The 13,239-nt window shown below is 69.8% G+C and carries 13 protein-coding genes; 4 read left to right on the plus strand and 9 right to left on the minus strand.

Translation table 11 applies throughout. The annotated features are described in order from the left end of the window. Window positions 1-59 precede the first annotated feature (59 nt). The 6 genes from ACWCXX_RS20035 to ACWCXX_RS20060 all read right to left on the minus strand — a co-directional run bounded on the left by ACWCXX_RS20035 (window position 60) and on the right by ACWCXX_RS20060 (window position 6,875). Window positions 60-1,454 carry an acyltransferase domain-containing protein gene (locus tag ACWCXX_RS20035; RefSeq protein ID WP_451128988.1) on the minus strand — a complete coding sequence of 465 codons (1,395 nt, stop codon included), beginning with the start codon at window positions 1,452-1,454 and terminating at the stop codon, window positions 60-62. Between the two features lie 641 nt (window positions 1,455-2,095). Continuing rightward, window positions 2,096-3,022 carry an SDR family oxidoreductase gene (locus ACWCXX_RS20040; RefSeq protein ID WP_451128990.1) on the minus strand — a complete coding sequence of 309 codons (927 nt, stop codon included), beginning with the start codon at window positions 3,020-3,022 and terminating at the stop codon, window positions 2,096-2,098. Window positions 3,023-3,561: 539 nt separating this feature from the next. Then, entirely contained in the window at window positions 3,562-4,185 is a 624-nt protein-coding gene (locus ACWCXX_RS20045; RefSeq protein ID WP_451128992.1) for a GyrI-like domain-containing protein, read from the minus strand. 188 nt (window positions 4,186-4,373) lie between these two features. After that, window positions 4,374-5,603 carry an MFS transporter gene (locus tag ACWCXX_RS20050; protein ID WP_451128994.1) on the minus strand — a complete coding sequence of 410 codons (1,230 nt, stop codon included), beginning with the start codon at window positions 5,601-5,603 and terminating at the stop codon, window positions 4,374-4,376. A gap of 110 nt (window positions 5,604-5,713) precedes the next feature. Next, window positions 5,714-6,310, minus strand: coding sequence for a TetR/AcrR family transcriptional regulator (locus ACWCXX_RS20055; protein ID WP_451128996.1), 597 nt, complete (start codon window positions 6,308-6,310; stop codon window positions 5,714-5,716). Between the two features lie 109 nt (window positions 6,311-6,419). Continuing rightward, window positions 6,420-6,875 (minus strand): MarR family transcriptional regulator, encoded by a 456-nt coding sequence (locus ACWCXX_RS20060; RefSeq protein WP_451128998.1) that lies wholly within the window; start codon window positions 6,873-6,875, stop codon window positions 6,420-6,422. Window positions 6,876-7,030: 155 nt separating this feature from the next. Here ACWCXX_RS20060 and ACWCXX_RS20065 point away from each other — a divergent pair, with 155 nt between their 5' ends. After that, the gene (locus ACWCXX_RS20065) at window positions 7,031-8,476 is read left to right on the plus strand and encodes a DHA2 family efflux MFS transporter permease subunit (protein ID WP_451129000.1); all 1,446 of its coding nucleotides are present in this window, start codon (window positions 7,031-7,033) and stop codon (window positions 8,474-8,476) included. Here ACWCXX_RS20065 and ACWCXX_RS20070 read toward each other — a convergent pair. Beyond that, window positions 8,454-9,458: a MerR family transcriptional regulator gene (locus tag ACWCXX_RS20070; RefSeq protein ID WP_451129002.1), complete on the minus strand. Its 1,005-nt coding sequence runs from the start codon at window positions 9,456-9,458 to the stop codon at window positions 8,454-8,456. The two genes, ACWCXX_RS20065 and ACWCXX_RS20070, sit on opposite strands and share 23 nt — an antisense overlap. 3 nt (window positions 9,459-9,461) lie before the next feature. Continuing rightward, on the minus strand, window positions 9,462-10,133 hold the full coding sequence (locus ACWCXX_RS20075) for a HEAT repeat domain-containing protein (protein ID WP_451129004.1): 672 nt from the start codon (window positions 10,131-10,133) through the stop codon (window positions 9,462-9,464). 255 nt (window positions 10,134-10,388) lie between these two features. Between ACWCXX_RS20075 and ACWCXX_RS20080 the strand changes: the two genes are divergently transcribed. Further along, window positions 10,389-10,586 (plus strand): hypothetical protein, encoded by a 198-nt coding sequence (locus tag ACWCXX_RS20080; protein ID WP_451129120.1) that lies wholly within the window; start codon window positions 10,389-10,391, stop codon window positions 10,584-10,586. A gap of 102 nt (window positions 10,587-10,688) precedes the next feature. Here ACWCXX_RS20080 and ACWCXX_RS20085 read toward each other — a convergent pair whose 3' ends face one another. Further along, window positions 10,689-10,979 (minus strand): hypothetical protein, encoded by a 291-nt coding sequence (locus ACWCXX_RS20085; protein WP_451129006.1) that lies wholly within the window; start codon window positions 10,977-10,979, stop codon window positions 10,689-10,691. Here ACWCXX_RS20085 and ACWCXX_RS20090 point away from each other — a divergent pair. Both ACWCXX_RS20090 and abc-f read left to right on the plus strand, forming a co-directional pair. Further along, a complete protein-coding gene (locus ACWCXX_RS20090; RefSeq protein ID WP_451129008.1) occupies window positions 10,978-11,358 on the plus strand; it encodes a hypothetical protein in 381 nt (126 codons plus the stop codon). The two genes, ACWCXX_RS20085 and ACWCXX_RS20090, sit on opposite strands and share 2 nt — an antisense overlap. A 228-nt stretch (window positions 11,359-11,586) precedes the next feature. Next, window positions 11,587-13,221 (plus strand): ribosomal protection-like ABC-F family protein, encoded by a 1,635-nt coding sequence (gene abc-f / locus ACWCXX_RS20095; RefSeq protein ID WP_451129010.1) that lies wholly within the window; start codon window positions 11,587-11,589, stop codon window positions 13,219-13,221. Window positions 13,222-13,239 lie beyond the last annotated feature (18 nt).

Here is a 13,239-nt window from a genome sequence, read left to right on the forward strand (position 1 = left end):
ATCTCGCGCCGCGGGCATTCCACCGAGATCCCGTGACGCGGGCGCGTCGGGTCGGCCGCTCATGCCGGTACCCCCGCGCGTGTGCCGTCCGCGGGCAGTGCTCTCAACAGCCCGGCCAGCGCGTCCAGAGTGGTGTAGCTGGTCAGGCGGGAGCCGTCCGCCGGCAGGGTGCGTCCGAAGCGGGTGGCGGCCTGGGCGAACAGTTCGGTCTGCTTGATCGAGTCCACCCCCAGATCCGCCTCCAGGTCGGCATCGTCGGTCAGGACCTCGGGCGGATATCCCAGCGCCGCCGCGTACAGGGCCCGCAGCGTGGCCACGACGGCCCGCCGGTCCGGGAGCTCCTCCACACCCGATGGGGTTTCCCCGGGCACGGCCACGGTGCCGGTGTCGACACCTGTGCCGGGCGCGGCCCCGGCGAGGGCGTCTCCGGTCCCGGTCGACGCCGGTCCGGGGCGGCGGATCGAGGGCACCGGGAGCGCCTGGGGAGCCGATGTCAGGCCGCTCAGGGACTCGGCCAGCTCGGGTCCGCCCACCCGACGGCGCAGCGGCGCGAGCACCCGTACGTCCGGCACCGTCGCCGTCACGAGATCGCTCAGTACGCCACGGGGCCCGCACTCCACGAACACCTCCACGCCCTCCGCGTGGAGCAGGCGGACCGCGTCGGTGAACCGTGTGGGCCGTACCAGGTGGGCGGCGACCAGGTCGGCCACCGCGTCGGTGTCGTCCACCCGCCGCCCCAGGATCGCCGAGTGCAGCAGGTACCGCGCGGGCCCGGCCCGCAGCGAGGTCGCCCGGCGGGTGAAGTCGCCCGCTGCTGCGGCCAGTATGCGGTGGTGGAAGGCGTACGGAACCCGCAGCGCGGTCGCCCCGATGCCGACCGACCGGGCGGCTCGGTGCACCCGGCCCAACGGTTCGGCGGGGCCGGACACCACGCACTGGCGAGGGCTGTTGTCTGCGGCCAGGGTCACCTCCCACTCCCCGAGGCCCACCAGTAGTGCCTCGGCCCGGCAGGCGGGCATTCCCAGGGCCAGCATTCCACCGCGTTCCGGCGGGCGGGCGGCGAAAGCCTCGTCGCGGGCGGCCACCAGCGCCATGCCTTCCTCAAGCTCATACACACCGGCCGCGGTCAGGGCCACCAACTCGCCGAAGCTGTGTCCCAACAGCACGTCGGGGAACAGCCCGTGACGCTCCGTCAACAACTGGAACAGCACCATCTCGGCTGCGAACAGCGCCACGTGCAGGTCCGCCGGGGCCTCGTCCACCAACTCGGACAGCGTCGGCGCCCGTTCGTCGAGCAGAAGGCGGGAGGGGGCGCCCCGCCCGAGGCGGACGGCGGCGGCGTCCAGCAGATGCAGGGTCTCCTCGACCAGCGGTTCGTCGACGGCGATCCGGGCGAGAACGGCGGGCAGGTAGGCCCCTTGCCCCGGGAACACGAAGGCACAGCGCTCGACCAAAGCAACTCCTTTGCACAGAGCGACACTTGGAAGAATCCTGAGAAGGTCCGCGCCGTCCGCCCCGGGCGAGCAGCGGCCGACGGCACGAGACCGACGAAGGGAAGAAAACGCCACCACCGACGCCCCGGCCCTTCGGCGCGCCGCACGACCCCGCACGGCCCCGCTCGGGAACGTACGGGGATGTACAGGGACGCGCGGCGGAACGTTCGGTGAGACGCACAGCGAGGCGTGCAGTGGGACGTGCGCAGGGAGATGCGAGGAACCGCGAGGGAATGTGATGTGACAGCCGGAACAAGAACCAGGACAAGCGCCCGAACAGAAATGGAACCAGGGCTAACGCCCACCCCCATACACACGCATACTCAACGTACCGTCGGGTGCACCCGCAGTCATCACCCACATGAGTGACGAGAGAGCGACCGGAAGCAGAATCCGCCGACACTTTCGGGATTCCGCGTGGCTGGTGGTTCCGGTGCCGTCCGAGCAGGCGCCCCCATGGCCGTCGTGGCATCGGGGCGGGCGCCCTCCTTCATCGGCGCATGCGGCTCTCACGGCGCCGGTGCATGACGGCTCTCACGGCGCCGGTACGGGCACCGGAGAAGCCGACCGGGCCGGTCGTCCGAGACCGGCCCGCGGTGCTGTCACCGGTAGCCGGTGGCGTCGGCCGGTCTGCCCGCGGCTTCGACCTCGACCAAGTAGCGCCAGCAGTCCGGACGGGAGCCGTCGAGGTCGGTGAAGCCGTACTCCCGTGCGAGTCGGCCGCTGGACAGCGACTGGCCGTTCCACCGCGCGGCGTCGGGGTCCCCGGCCAGCGCCGCGACGGCGCGTCCGACGTATGCGGGGCTCTCCGAGATGCAGAAGTGCGGCACCGTGGCCAGGGCGTCGCGCCAGTTGTCCTCGGTGACGCCGAACGCGTCGAGCATCATCTCCGAACGCAGCCAGCCCGGGGTGAGGGCCACCGCCGTACCGCCGTGCGGTTCCAGTTCGTGCGCGAGGACGAACGCCATGCGCAGCACGCTGTTCTTGACCAGGTCGTAGAAGTAGGAGTTGCGGTAGTTCGCCGTGTTGTACGCGGCGGTCCCGTCGGTCATCTCGACCACGAGGCCGCCCGGTCGCCGTACCAGCAGGGGCAGCAGGAAGTGGCTGGTGATCGCGTGTGTCTCCACGCCCAGCCGGAGCAGCCGCAGTCCGTTGTCGAGGTCGTGCTCCCATACCGGCCTGTCGAACTCGAACAGCCGCTCGCCGCCCCAGATGTCGTTGACCAGTACGTCCAGCCGCCCCTGTTCGGCGTCGACGCGTTCGGCCAGCGCGCGGACCCGGTCGGGCTCCAGGTGGTCGGTCGGAACCGCGATGCCGGTTCCGCCCGCGGCGGTGACGAGTTCCGCGGTCTCCTCGATCGTCTCGGCCCGGTCGTACTCCGAGCGCCGTTCCCGGGTGGTGCGGCCGGTGACGTAGACGGTGGCGCCCGCGGCGCCGAGTTGGACGGCGATGCCGCGCCCCGCGCCCCGTGTGGCTCCGGCGACCAGTGCGATCTTTCCGTCGAGGTCCGGTGTCGTCGTGTCAGGCATGGGTTCCCTCGATGTCCTTTTCGTTCGGTTCCGTCCGCGAGCTTCGGCCTGTGCCGGCTGCCGGTGGAACCATGCTCGGCCCGAAACCGGACACCCTGTGTCGTGTTTCCCGATCCGTCTCGCGGACGTCGCCCGACCGGGTGAGGAAGGCGCCGGGCCGGGAGATTTCGACCGGGAGACCTCGGCCCGACGCCCGCCCCAACCGCTCGGAGCCCGTTCCGGCTGCTCGGCGCCGCCCGGGAACCGGCGTCATGAACGTGTGGACATCGAGCCGCGGGTGGACGTCGAGCTGCTCTACTTCGCAGGCTGCCCGAACCGGCACCTCGCGTAGCCTGCCGGCGGCCTGATCCGGCGGCCCTGATACACCCACCGCTGGGACACCCGGCCCCGCACAGTGCGCTTCTGACCGGCCTGAACCCGAGCAGGTGGGGCCTCCGGACGGAGACCCCGCCTGCCTACGGCTCAAGGAAGCGGATTCGGTGCCGCCGGTACTGGACACGGGGGGTGCGACTCGCGCGGGTGCGGCAGCGGCCGCGCGGCTACCTTTCGAGGTCTTCGACCGGCTGGCGCAGGATGGTCTTCAGTTTCTCGGGGGCGGTCTTGCGGGGGTCGCTGAGGTAGATCTCGTGATGCAGGCCCGACGGACGCAGGCCGTTGGCGTCGAGGTAGGAGTGGTGGAGTTCGTGCAGCACGGGTGCCTCGTCGTCGTAGGAGCCGATGTGCAGCACCTGGGCGCTGGGGCCTTCGTGGAGGGTGAGGTGTCGAAGCTGGGAGATCGTGGGGTTCTTCTTCTTGGCCAGCGCGGTCTGCTTGGCGTCCTCGATCGTCTCCTTGGTGATCCAGGAGGGCATGTTGATGAGCATGGTCCAGTGCCAGGTGTCCTTGGCTCTGCTGGTGAAGGCTTCGGGCCGGTCCGCCCACCACAGCCCTTCCAACGGAGCGACGACGAAATCGCCGCCCTCTGTGCGCTTGCCGACGAACTTGAGGGTGTAGGCGACCGCGTAGAGGGCCTCGACCGCGTGGACGTAGGCGGGAGCCGTATTGGGGTTCCCCGTGCCGTCGATGGCGATGAACTGCTGCTCGGGAACGTCCACGACGGCCCACGTCTTGTTCTTGGGCGCGTAGAACTCTTTCTGCTCTCGCTTGACGTCGTACGGCGCCATGGGTGCCTCACTTCCTGGAAGACGCGCATCGCCCGGCATTGCCCGCATACGGCCTCGGAGCAGTCGAGCGGGGCTGACTGGATGTCAGTGGCGGGCGGAACGATCGGGGGACATGACTCCTGCTCTGCGTCGTGTCGCCCTGCCATATCCTGCCTTCACAGGTGTGACACGCCAATACTTCGCCGAGCTCAGCCCCGTCCCGCCCTTGCTCGCACCGGCATGTCGGTGCCCATTTCGAGGGAGACGGGCTGCTCGGCGGCGGCTGCGGTGGGGGTGCCGCGTCCCCGGCGGGCCAGTTCCGGCAGCAGGGTCAGCAGGCCGAGGACGGCGAGCGCGGCGCCGAGCCACAGCGGGGAGCGCAGTCCGAAGGCGTTCACGAAGATGCCGCCGACGGACGAACCGATGATGACGCCGAGCGTGATGAAGGAGGAGTGGACGGTGTTGACGAGCGGCCCGGGGTTTCCGGTGCGCTGGACGCGGGTTGCCATGGCCGGGTTCATCGTCACGCCGACGAAGCCGATGCCCATCATGAGGACGACGGCAGCGGCGCTCACGTGGGCGAGGAGCGCGAAGCCGGTCAGGAACACGATGTTGAGGGCGAGGCCGACCACCTGCACACCGACTGTCCGCCGGTCGGCGAGGCGGCCGACGACGGTGTTGCCGATGACCGTGGCGGCACCGTAGGCGATGAGCAGGACGGGAACCGTCGATGCGCTGAAGCCGCTGACCTCCGTGAGGATGGGGTTGAAATAGCTGAAGGCGGAGAAGGTGGCGCCGATGATGAGCGTGCTCGTGGAGAGCACCAGCCACAGGCGCGGCTTCTTGAAGACCTGGACCTCTTCGCGGAACGCGCCTGCGGAACTGCCGGGGCGGTCCAGCCGGGGAACTCCGAGGAACGTGACCACCGCGGCGATGACGGTGAGTATCGAAATGGCCCAGAAAGCGGCCCGCCAGCCCAGGTGGCCTCCCACAAAGGTGGCCATGGGCAGTCCGAGCAGGGTGCCGAGCATGAGGCCGTTCATGGCCACGCCGATGGCCCGGCCACGGACTTCTTCACGGGTGACCGAGGAGCACACCGAGATCGCGACGCCGAAGAACGCCTGCGATGCGACACCGGTGATGATGCGAGCGGTCAGCATGACCCCGTAGCTGTCGGCGGTCGCGGCCAGGGCGTTGCCGACAAGGAAGACGGCGAAGAGGACGAGCAGCGCCTGCTTGGGGCGCAGCTTCATCAACGCGATGGTCAGGAAAGGACCGCCCACCGCCATCGCGACGGCGAACGCGGTGATCAGGTAGCCGATCTGAGGGATCGTCGCATCCAGTCCCTCCGCCATTTGCGGCATGAGACCGGCGACGACGAACTCGCTGGTCACCATGGCGAAGATGCCCAAGGCCAGCACATGGACGACGCGTGGCATGAACAAGTCACTTCCTTCGTTGTGTCGGTCGCTTCAGCAAGCGTTTTAGATCGATCGGTTCAAAACTGGGGCATGCGTGAGCGGCACGCGACCGGTCCGACGAAATCGGGTCAGGGAGCGAGGGCGTTCACAACGGTGTCCGCGACGGCTTCCAGTCCGGCACGATCGAGCCCGTTCTGGGCCGAGACACGCATACCGGCGATGGCCGCATTGAGGAACAGGGCGAACTCGTGGGCACTGCGCGCCCGGGAGATCTCTCCGGCCTGCTGACCGAGCGCGATGACGTCCCGGAGCCCTCCGAGCCGCCGCTCCAGATCACGCTGCAGCAGCCCTGCGACCTCCGCGTCACGCCGCGAAAGCTCCACGCTGCTGTTGACCCCCAGGCAGCCGATGCCCAAGCCTTCATGGCGGTTGGCCTCTTCGCCGTCGATGATCGAGGAGAACAGGTTCCGCAGGCGAACGATGGGCGGCTGGGTCGACTCCCCCAGGACGGCGGCCTGTCCGGCCGTCATCGTGTCGAGATAGTTCGCCAGCGCACGCATGAACAAGGCGTGCTTGCTGGAGAACGTGTTGTAGATGCTGCTGCGCCCCAGGCCGGTCGCCTCGCAGAGCCCCTGGGTCGAAGTGGCCTCGAAGCCGTTCTTCCAGAACAGACGCATGGCGCCCTCCAGGGCGCGCTCTTCGTCGAAGGTCCTCGGTCGTGCCATGCAGGCACCCTAACACGTATTGGACCGATCGATTCAATACTGCGAAATAGCCCCGGCCGGGCCCGATTCACCCGACCCGATCCGACCGGGGGGAAGCAGAACGGATCGGTCAACCCTGCTTGCGGGGCCGGGCCTGCGGGGACAGGTGACGAGCCAGCACCTCCAGGGCCTCGGTGACCTCCTTCAGCCCCTCGGGGTCGCCGCCGAGGGCGTCGGCCAGCGCCCCCTCGATGGAAGTCGCCCTGACCTGGGCCATCCGGGCGGAGGGGCGGGAGGACTGCCGGACCAGGAGGCGGCGGCGGTCGGCGGGGTCGGGGTTGGTGACCACGGCGCCCGCCTCCTTCAGCCGGGCCACGGCGGTGGAGACCTGGCTCTGCGGAAGGCCGGTACGGGCCGCGATCTCGCCGACCGCGCTGTCGGGGTGGGTGGCCAGGTCGCTCACCACGATGAGGACCGAACGCACACCGCCGCCGTAGCGGGCCGCACCGCCCTCCGGCTCGGGCATCGCACCTTCCCCGATCTTCATGAGGGTGCGTCCCAGCAAGAACAGCTCGACTCCATCCATGACACCACATTACATCGCGTTCGATGCATCTCCCAGAGATGCATCACGGGTCGATGCAACCAATTAGATGCATCTATATTGATGCATCGAAGAAGATTGGTTAGCTTCGAAGCAGACGCCGGGCCACCGGCCATCGACGGACGAAGGAGACGGTCGTGCTCAAGTGGCGCGGGAACCCCTGGGCAGTCCTGGTGACGCTCTCGCTCGGGTTCTTCATGACCCTGTTGGACCTGACGATCGTGAACATCGCGATCCCCGACATGATCAATGGCCTGGGGGCCTCGCTCGACCAGACCCTGTGGGTGGTGAGCGCCTACGCGCTGGCGCTCTCCGTACTGCTGATCACCGCGAGCCGGCTCGGCGACATGCGCGGCCCGCGCACCCTGTTCGCCGCGGGCCTGGTCGTCTTCACCCTGGCGAGCATCGCCTGCGGATTCGCCCCGAACCCGGCGGCCCTGATCGCCGCCCGCGGACTACAGGGGCTGGGCGCCGCCCTGCTCGTGCCACAGACGATGACCCTGATCGTGTCCGTCTTCCCGGCTTCACGGCGCGGCTCCGCGCTGGGCGTCTGGGGCACGGTCGGGGGCCTGGCCACCCTGTCCGGGCCGACCCTCGGGGGCATGCTGGTCTCGGCCGTGGGCTGGCGCTGGATGTTCCTGGTGAACGTGCCGATCGGGATCGCCGCGCTCGTCCTCACGTTCCTGGTCGTCCCCGACATCCGCCCCTCCCGTACCCACCGCTTCGACCTGCCGGGCGTTCTCCTCGCCACCGCCACCCTGTTCTGCCTGGCGTTCGGTCTCCAGGAGGGCGAGCACTACCAGTGGGGGCCGGGCATCTGGGCCCTGCTCGCCGCTGGCGCGGCCCTGGCCGTCGGATTCCTGGTGCACCAGCGCGGCCGGCAGGACCGTGAGCCGCTCGTTCCCTTCGCGCTCTTCAAGGACCGCAACTTCACCGTGATGACCGTGCTGGTCGGGCTCGTCTCGATCGCCATGCTGGGCCTGGTACTGCCCTTCAATCTCTACCTCCAGTCCGTCCTGCACATGAGCGCGATGAAGGCGGGCCTGGTGCTGGCCCCCTCCTCCCTGGTGTCGATGGTCCTCGGCCCGTTCGCCGGGCGCATGTCCGACCGGATCGGCGGCAAGTACCTGCTGATCACCGGGCTGACCCTGTACGCGTCCGGCATCCTCGCCATCGCCCTGATCGCGGGTCCCGCGACCGCCTGGTACGCCTTCGTCCCCGCCACCCTGCTCACCGGGCTCGGGGTCGGATGCATCGTCGCGCCGATGTCCACCGAGGCCATGCGCAACGTGCCGCCCCACCTCGCCGGTGCCGCCTCCGGCGTCAACAACACCGTCCGCCAGATCGGTTCGGTCATCGGTGCCGCCGCCGTCGGCGCCCTCGTACAGGGACAGCTGTCCGCCGGGATCTCGGCCGGCCAGAGCTACTCCGCCGCTTTCCTCGCCACCCTGCACAGCACGGTGGCCCTGCCCGTCTCGGTCCTGATGGCCGGTCTGCTCGCCTGCCTCCTGATCCGCAACCACACCGGGTTCCGCACACCGGCCGGCACGAAGAGCTTCGCTATCGCGCGTCGCGCAGCCTGAGAAGGTATGTCGCGGTGAGCGCGACGGCACGGTCTTCGTCCTGTGACAGATCCGCGAGGGCACGTGTCGTCAGGCTCCCCGGGATGTCCGCGAGCGCCTGGGTCAGCCGTCCGCGGGCGGGCGGTCCCAGGGTCGCGTGGGCGAGGCGGTCGACGAGCCCGGTGGCGATCCGGTCCGCCAGCGCCGGGTCACTCGCCAGCGCGCTCAACGCATCGGCCGCGTCGACGTCGTTCCGCTCCTCGACGATCATGTCGATGAGCGTCGGGACCGCGTCGGCCACGCCCCGTGCCCCGAGTGCCAGAGCCGCGTAACCGCGGACCACGAGGTCGGGGTTCGCGAGGGCGTCCCGCAACAGTGCGGTCGCCCCCTCGTCCGGAATCTCGGCGATGGACCGGACGGCACGTTTCCGCACCTCGGCCGAGGGCGAGCCGAGGCCCTCCGCCAGCAGTGCCGCCCCCTCCTCGCCGGATTGCGCCAGAGCCCAGCGAAGGGCTCCGGCGACGTTCGGGTCGGACTCGATCAGCACCGCCTCGACCAGTGCCTCCACCGGCACGGGAACTTCCTCGACCGCGGACAGGGCCGCGCGCTGTCGCGCCCCCGCGCTCTTCGACCCCAGCGCCTGGAGGAGCGCGACCGTCTGGAGGACGTCTTCCCAGCCGACGGGTTCCGCGGCATCGATCCGACGAAGTCGTGCGAGCAGCTCCGTCTCCGCCGCGATGCGGTCCCGTGTCCGGCGGATGAGGTCGTCGACGAGTTCCGCGGGGGCGAAGCCGGGGTCGTCGAGCGCGCGCCCGACGTCGCGCAGCGACAGCCCCAACGACCGCAGGCTCTCGATGTGGAAGATCCGCCGGATGTCCTTGCGGGAGTACTCCCGATAGCCGGAGCCGGTGCGGCCCGTCGGCTGCACCAGGCCGAGCGATTCGTAGTGCCTGAGCATGCGGGCGCTGACCCCGGCCCGTCGCGCGACATCACCGATCAGCACTGCCTACCGCTCCTCCCGGCCGTCCCCTCCGAGGGCCACGACACGCTTCGCCTCCTCGATCGCGAACCTGAATCCGGCATCCGGGTCGCGCCACAGCCGTTCCGTGGCGATCGCGTGCGCGCGCACGCGGGGGTCGGGATCCGTCGTCGCGGCGCCCAGTGTCGGCAGCATCACCTCTCCGAGCGCGATCAACGCCCGGCTGAGGCTCAGCTGCGTCTCGCGTTCGCCGCGCCCGAGCTGCCTCGCCAACCCTACGGCCAGCTCGTGTTCCTCACCGTCGGGCACGAGCACGACCGCCGCCCGCCAGGCGGTCCGGGCCACCTCGTCGTCGGCGTCGGACAACAGCGCCGGTGTGATCACCGGCCACGCCTGCCGGTCCCCGATCTTGGACAGCGTGTGCAACGCCTGGCTCCGGGCCTGTGCGCCTCCCGAGCGGACTTCGTCGACAAGCACCGGGACCGTCTCGGATGCCGCGTGGCGGGTGAGTGCCCACGTCAGCATTTCTCGTACGTGGAACTCGGGCTCGATCGCGCAGCGCTCGACGAGCTTGCCGACGAAACCCGGATCCGGGTTCGTACCGACCGCCAGCGCCGCCTGCAGCCGGACCGACGAGCTGTCGTGCTCCAGCCCCCGGAGCGCTCGCACCGTGTTCGTGTCCTCTTTCGGCATGGTCATCGGGACCACCTCCCCGGCCACAGTGAAGACCTTGCCAACGTGTCAAGGTCAAGCGGAGCCGGAACGCGAGCACGGGCCGCCCGTCGCAGCAGGGGCAGGGGCCAGGCGAACCGAAGGGGGCGCGGACCGGCTCCCGAGACCGCCCGAGCCCCGCCCCCTCCTTGCGTCACCGTCTTGACAGGTGACGCAAGGAGTGCGAGCCTCGTACTGGAAGCAGTACGGCACGATCCGCCACCCATGGAGCGGAGGTTGACTGTGAACACCGACAGCACGACGAGGGATCCTGCTGCGGCGGCCCGGCACGAGAGGTTCGGCAAGCTGCCCGAGCGCATCTCCTACGAGGACATGGTCGAGGTGAGGCCCGCTTCCCCGGAGAAGTCCACGAAGGGCGCGTACGACCCGGAGAGCTCGTGGATGTCCTTCTCCTGCTGGGCCGCGGACCTCGGCCTGTAACCCCTCCCCGCGGGTGCCGGAGGTCCGGAGCGGACTTCCGGCTCTCCATCCGGGCTTCCGGAACGCACGGAATGCCCCATCAGCCGTCGGGGCGGGGCCGGTTCAGTCGATCGGCGTCCGGCCGATGAGGGCTTGGACGCCGTCCAGGATGCGTTCGAGGCCGAACGCCAGCGGGTCGGTGTCGTCGGGCGCGAAGGCGTCGGCGGCGATGGCCCGGGTCAGCGCGGGACAGCGATCGGCATGGCGGGCGAGCAGCTCGCCGGTCAGGTGGTTCCGCTCGTGGTTGTGCTCCTCGTCGAGGTCGAGGTGCTGGACGAGGTTGCGCACCTGACCGAGGACGAGCCGGAAGTCCTGGTGGCGGGAGCGGCACTTCACCATCGTGCGCTGGGACATGCGCGGCGCAGGGTTCATCTTCGCCCGCTCCGGTCCCGACGGTCAGGGCGAGATGACCCTGGAGCGGCTCCACCACGACGCGTTGGAGGTCACCGAGCACGTCCGGGCGCGCCTCGGCGTCGCCCGGGTGCTGCTGGTCGCCAACTCCTTCGGCTCGATCACCGGGCTGCGGCTGGTCCGTAACCAGCCGGGAGTACTGCTCCGCCTACCTCGGCACCGACCAGAACATCGTCGCCGGCGGCCGGGAGACCTCCGCCTGAGCACGACACCCACACCGCCCACGACACCCACACCGCTCGACAGCACGCCGCGCCTTCTCCCGGACGGGGCCGCGCGGACCTCGGCCGCGTCACAGGTCCATGAGTCCACGAGGCCATAAATTCGGAGGCCCCGGCGGAACCCTGCTGTTAAGCTCGTGGAACGTTGATCGTGGATTGAGGAGAGCCGGACATGGTGGGTGAAGACGACATCTCGGGGTGATACCCCGACCTGACAGGCCATCGGCAGGTGCCCAGGAGCATCGCCGTCGTGGCCGGTTTCGTCGTCTCCTCAGTCCGCTTCCGGGCACCGGCCCATGCCTGCCCGTGTCTTCATCAGAGGTCTCTCCATGTCCGACGCCTCCGTCATCTGCTCGAACCTTTCCTTCGCCTGGCCCGACGACACTCCGGTGTTCGAGGAGCTGTCCTTCACCCTGGGCAGCGGCCGTACCGGCCTGGTCGCGCCCAACGGCTCCGGGAAGAGCACCCTCCTCAAACTGATCGCCGGTGAACTGCGGCCCGGCACCGGTTCCGTCTCCGTGGGCGGCACGCTCGGTTATCTCCCGCAGAACCTCCCCCTGACCAGTGACCTCACGGTGGCCGAGGTCCTGGGCATCGCCGCGGTGATCCGGGCCCTGGACGCCGTGGAGTCCGGGGACGTCGACGAGAAACACTTTGCGACCATCGGCGACGACTGGGACATCGAGGAGCGCACCCGCGCCCAGCTGGACCGGCTCGGCCTCGCCGGCCTCGCTCTCGACCGGAGCCTGAGCACGCTCAGCGGCGGTCAGATCGTCTCGCTCGGGCTGGCGGCCCAGCTGCTGAAGCGGCCCGACGTACTGCTGCTCGACGAACCGACCAACAACCTCGATCTCGACGCCCGTCACAAGCTCTACGACGTGCTGGAGGACTTCAACGGCTGTCTCCTGCTGGTCAGCCACGACCGGGCACTGCTCGACCGCATGGAACGCATCGCCGAACTTGAACGCGGTGAACTCCGCTTCTACGGGGGCAACTTCACCGAGTACGAAGAGGCCGTGCGGGCCGAGCAGGAGGTCGCCGAGAAGAACGTCCGCAACGCCGAGCAGGAGCTGAAGCGGGAGAAGCGGGAGATGCAGCAGGCCCGCGAACGCGCCGAGCGCCGGGCGAGCAACGCCGCCCGCAACCTCAAGAGCGCGGGGCTGCCGCGCATCTTCGCCGGAAACATGAAGCGGGGTGCCCAGGAATCCGCGGGCCGGGCGGGCCAGATGCACGCCTCCCGGGTCGGCGAGGCCAAGGCCCGGCTGGACGAGGCGGGGCGTGCCCTGCGCGACGAGCAGCGCATCACCCTGGACCTGCCGGAGACCGGAGTGCCCGCCGGGCGCACGCTCGTCCTCGGCGAACAGATGCAGGTCCGCCGCGACGGACGGAACCTGTTCGCCGTGCAGGGGGTGGACCTCACGATCCGGGGCCCCGAACGCATCGCGCTGACCGGGCCCAACGGGGCCGGGAAGACCACACTGCTGCGGCTGCTCAACGGCGACCTGGACCTGGACAGCGGGCAGATCAAGCGGGCCGACGGCCGGATCGCCCACCTCTCGCAGCGGCTCGACCTGCTGGATCCCGACCGCACCGTCGCCGAGAACTTCACCGCGTTCGCCCCGACCAGGCCGGAGGCGGAGCGGATGAACCTGCTCGCCCGCTTCCTCTTCCGCGGCCCCCGGGCCCACCTCCCGGTGAGCGTGCTGTCCGGCGGTGAGCGGCTGCGGGCCACCCTGGCCTGCGTACTGTGCGCCGAACCGGCCCCGCAGCTGCTGCTCCTCGACGAGCCGACGAACAACCTCGACCTGGTCAGCGCCGGTCAGCTGGAGGGTGCGCTCGGCTCCTACCAGGGGGCGTTCGTGGTGGTCAGCCACGACGAACGGTTCCTCGCCCGGATCGGGGTGAACCGGTGGCTGCGGCTGGCCGACGGCGAGCTGACGGAGACGGGGGCGCCCGAGGTGTGAGCCGCTGACGTGTCGACC

It is taken from the genome of Streptomyces sp. NPDC001732 (assembly GCF_053596315.1).

Bases quoted from the DNA above. Each gene is read 5' to 3' on its own strand.
- ACWCXX_RS20060 (WP_451128998.1), bottom strand. From the start codon at position 6,875: ATGGATGGAGTCGAGCTGTTCTTGCTGGGACGCACCCTCATGAAGATC.
- ACWCXX_RS20045 (WP_451128992.1), bottom strand. From the start codon at position 4,185: ATGGCGCCGTACGACGTCAAGCGAGAGCAGAAAGAGTTCTACGCGCCC.
- ACWCXX_RS20090 (WP_451129008.1), top strand. From the start codon at position 10,978: ATGCGCGGCGCAGGGTTCATCTTCGCCCGCTCCGGTCCCGACGGTCAG.
- ACWCXX_RS20040 (WP_451128990.1), bottom strand. From the start codon at position 3,022: ATGCCTGACACGACGACACCGGACCTCGACGGAAAGATCGCACTGGTC.
- ACWCXX_RS20055 (WP_451128996.1), bottom strand. From the start codon at position 6,310: ATGGCACGACCGAGGACCTTCGACGAAGAGCGCGCCCTGGAGGGCGCC.
- ACWCXX_RS20075 (WP_451129004.1), bottom strand. From the start codon at position 10,133: ATGACCATGCCGAAAGAGGACACGAACACGGTGCGAGCGCTCCGGGGG.
- ACWCXX_RS20085 (WP_451129006.1), bottom strand. From the start codon at position 10,979: ATGTCCCAGCGCACGATGGTGAAGTGCCGCTCCCGCCACCAGGACTTC.
- ACWCXX_RS20050 (WP_451128994.1), bottom strand. From the start codon at position 5,603: ATGCCACGCGTCGTCCATGTGCTGGCCTTGGGCATCTTCGCCATGGTG.
- abc-f (WP_451129010.1), top strand. From the start codon at position 11,587: ATGTCCGACGCCTCCGTCATCTGCTCGAACCTTTCCTTCGCCTGGCCC.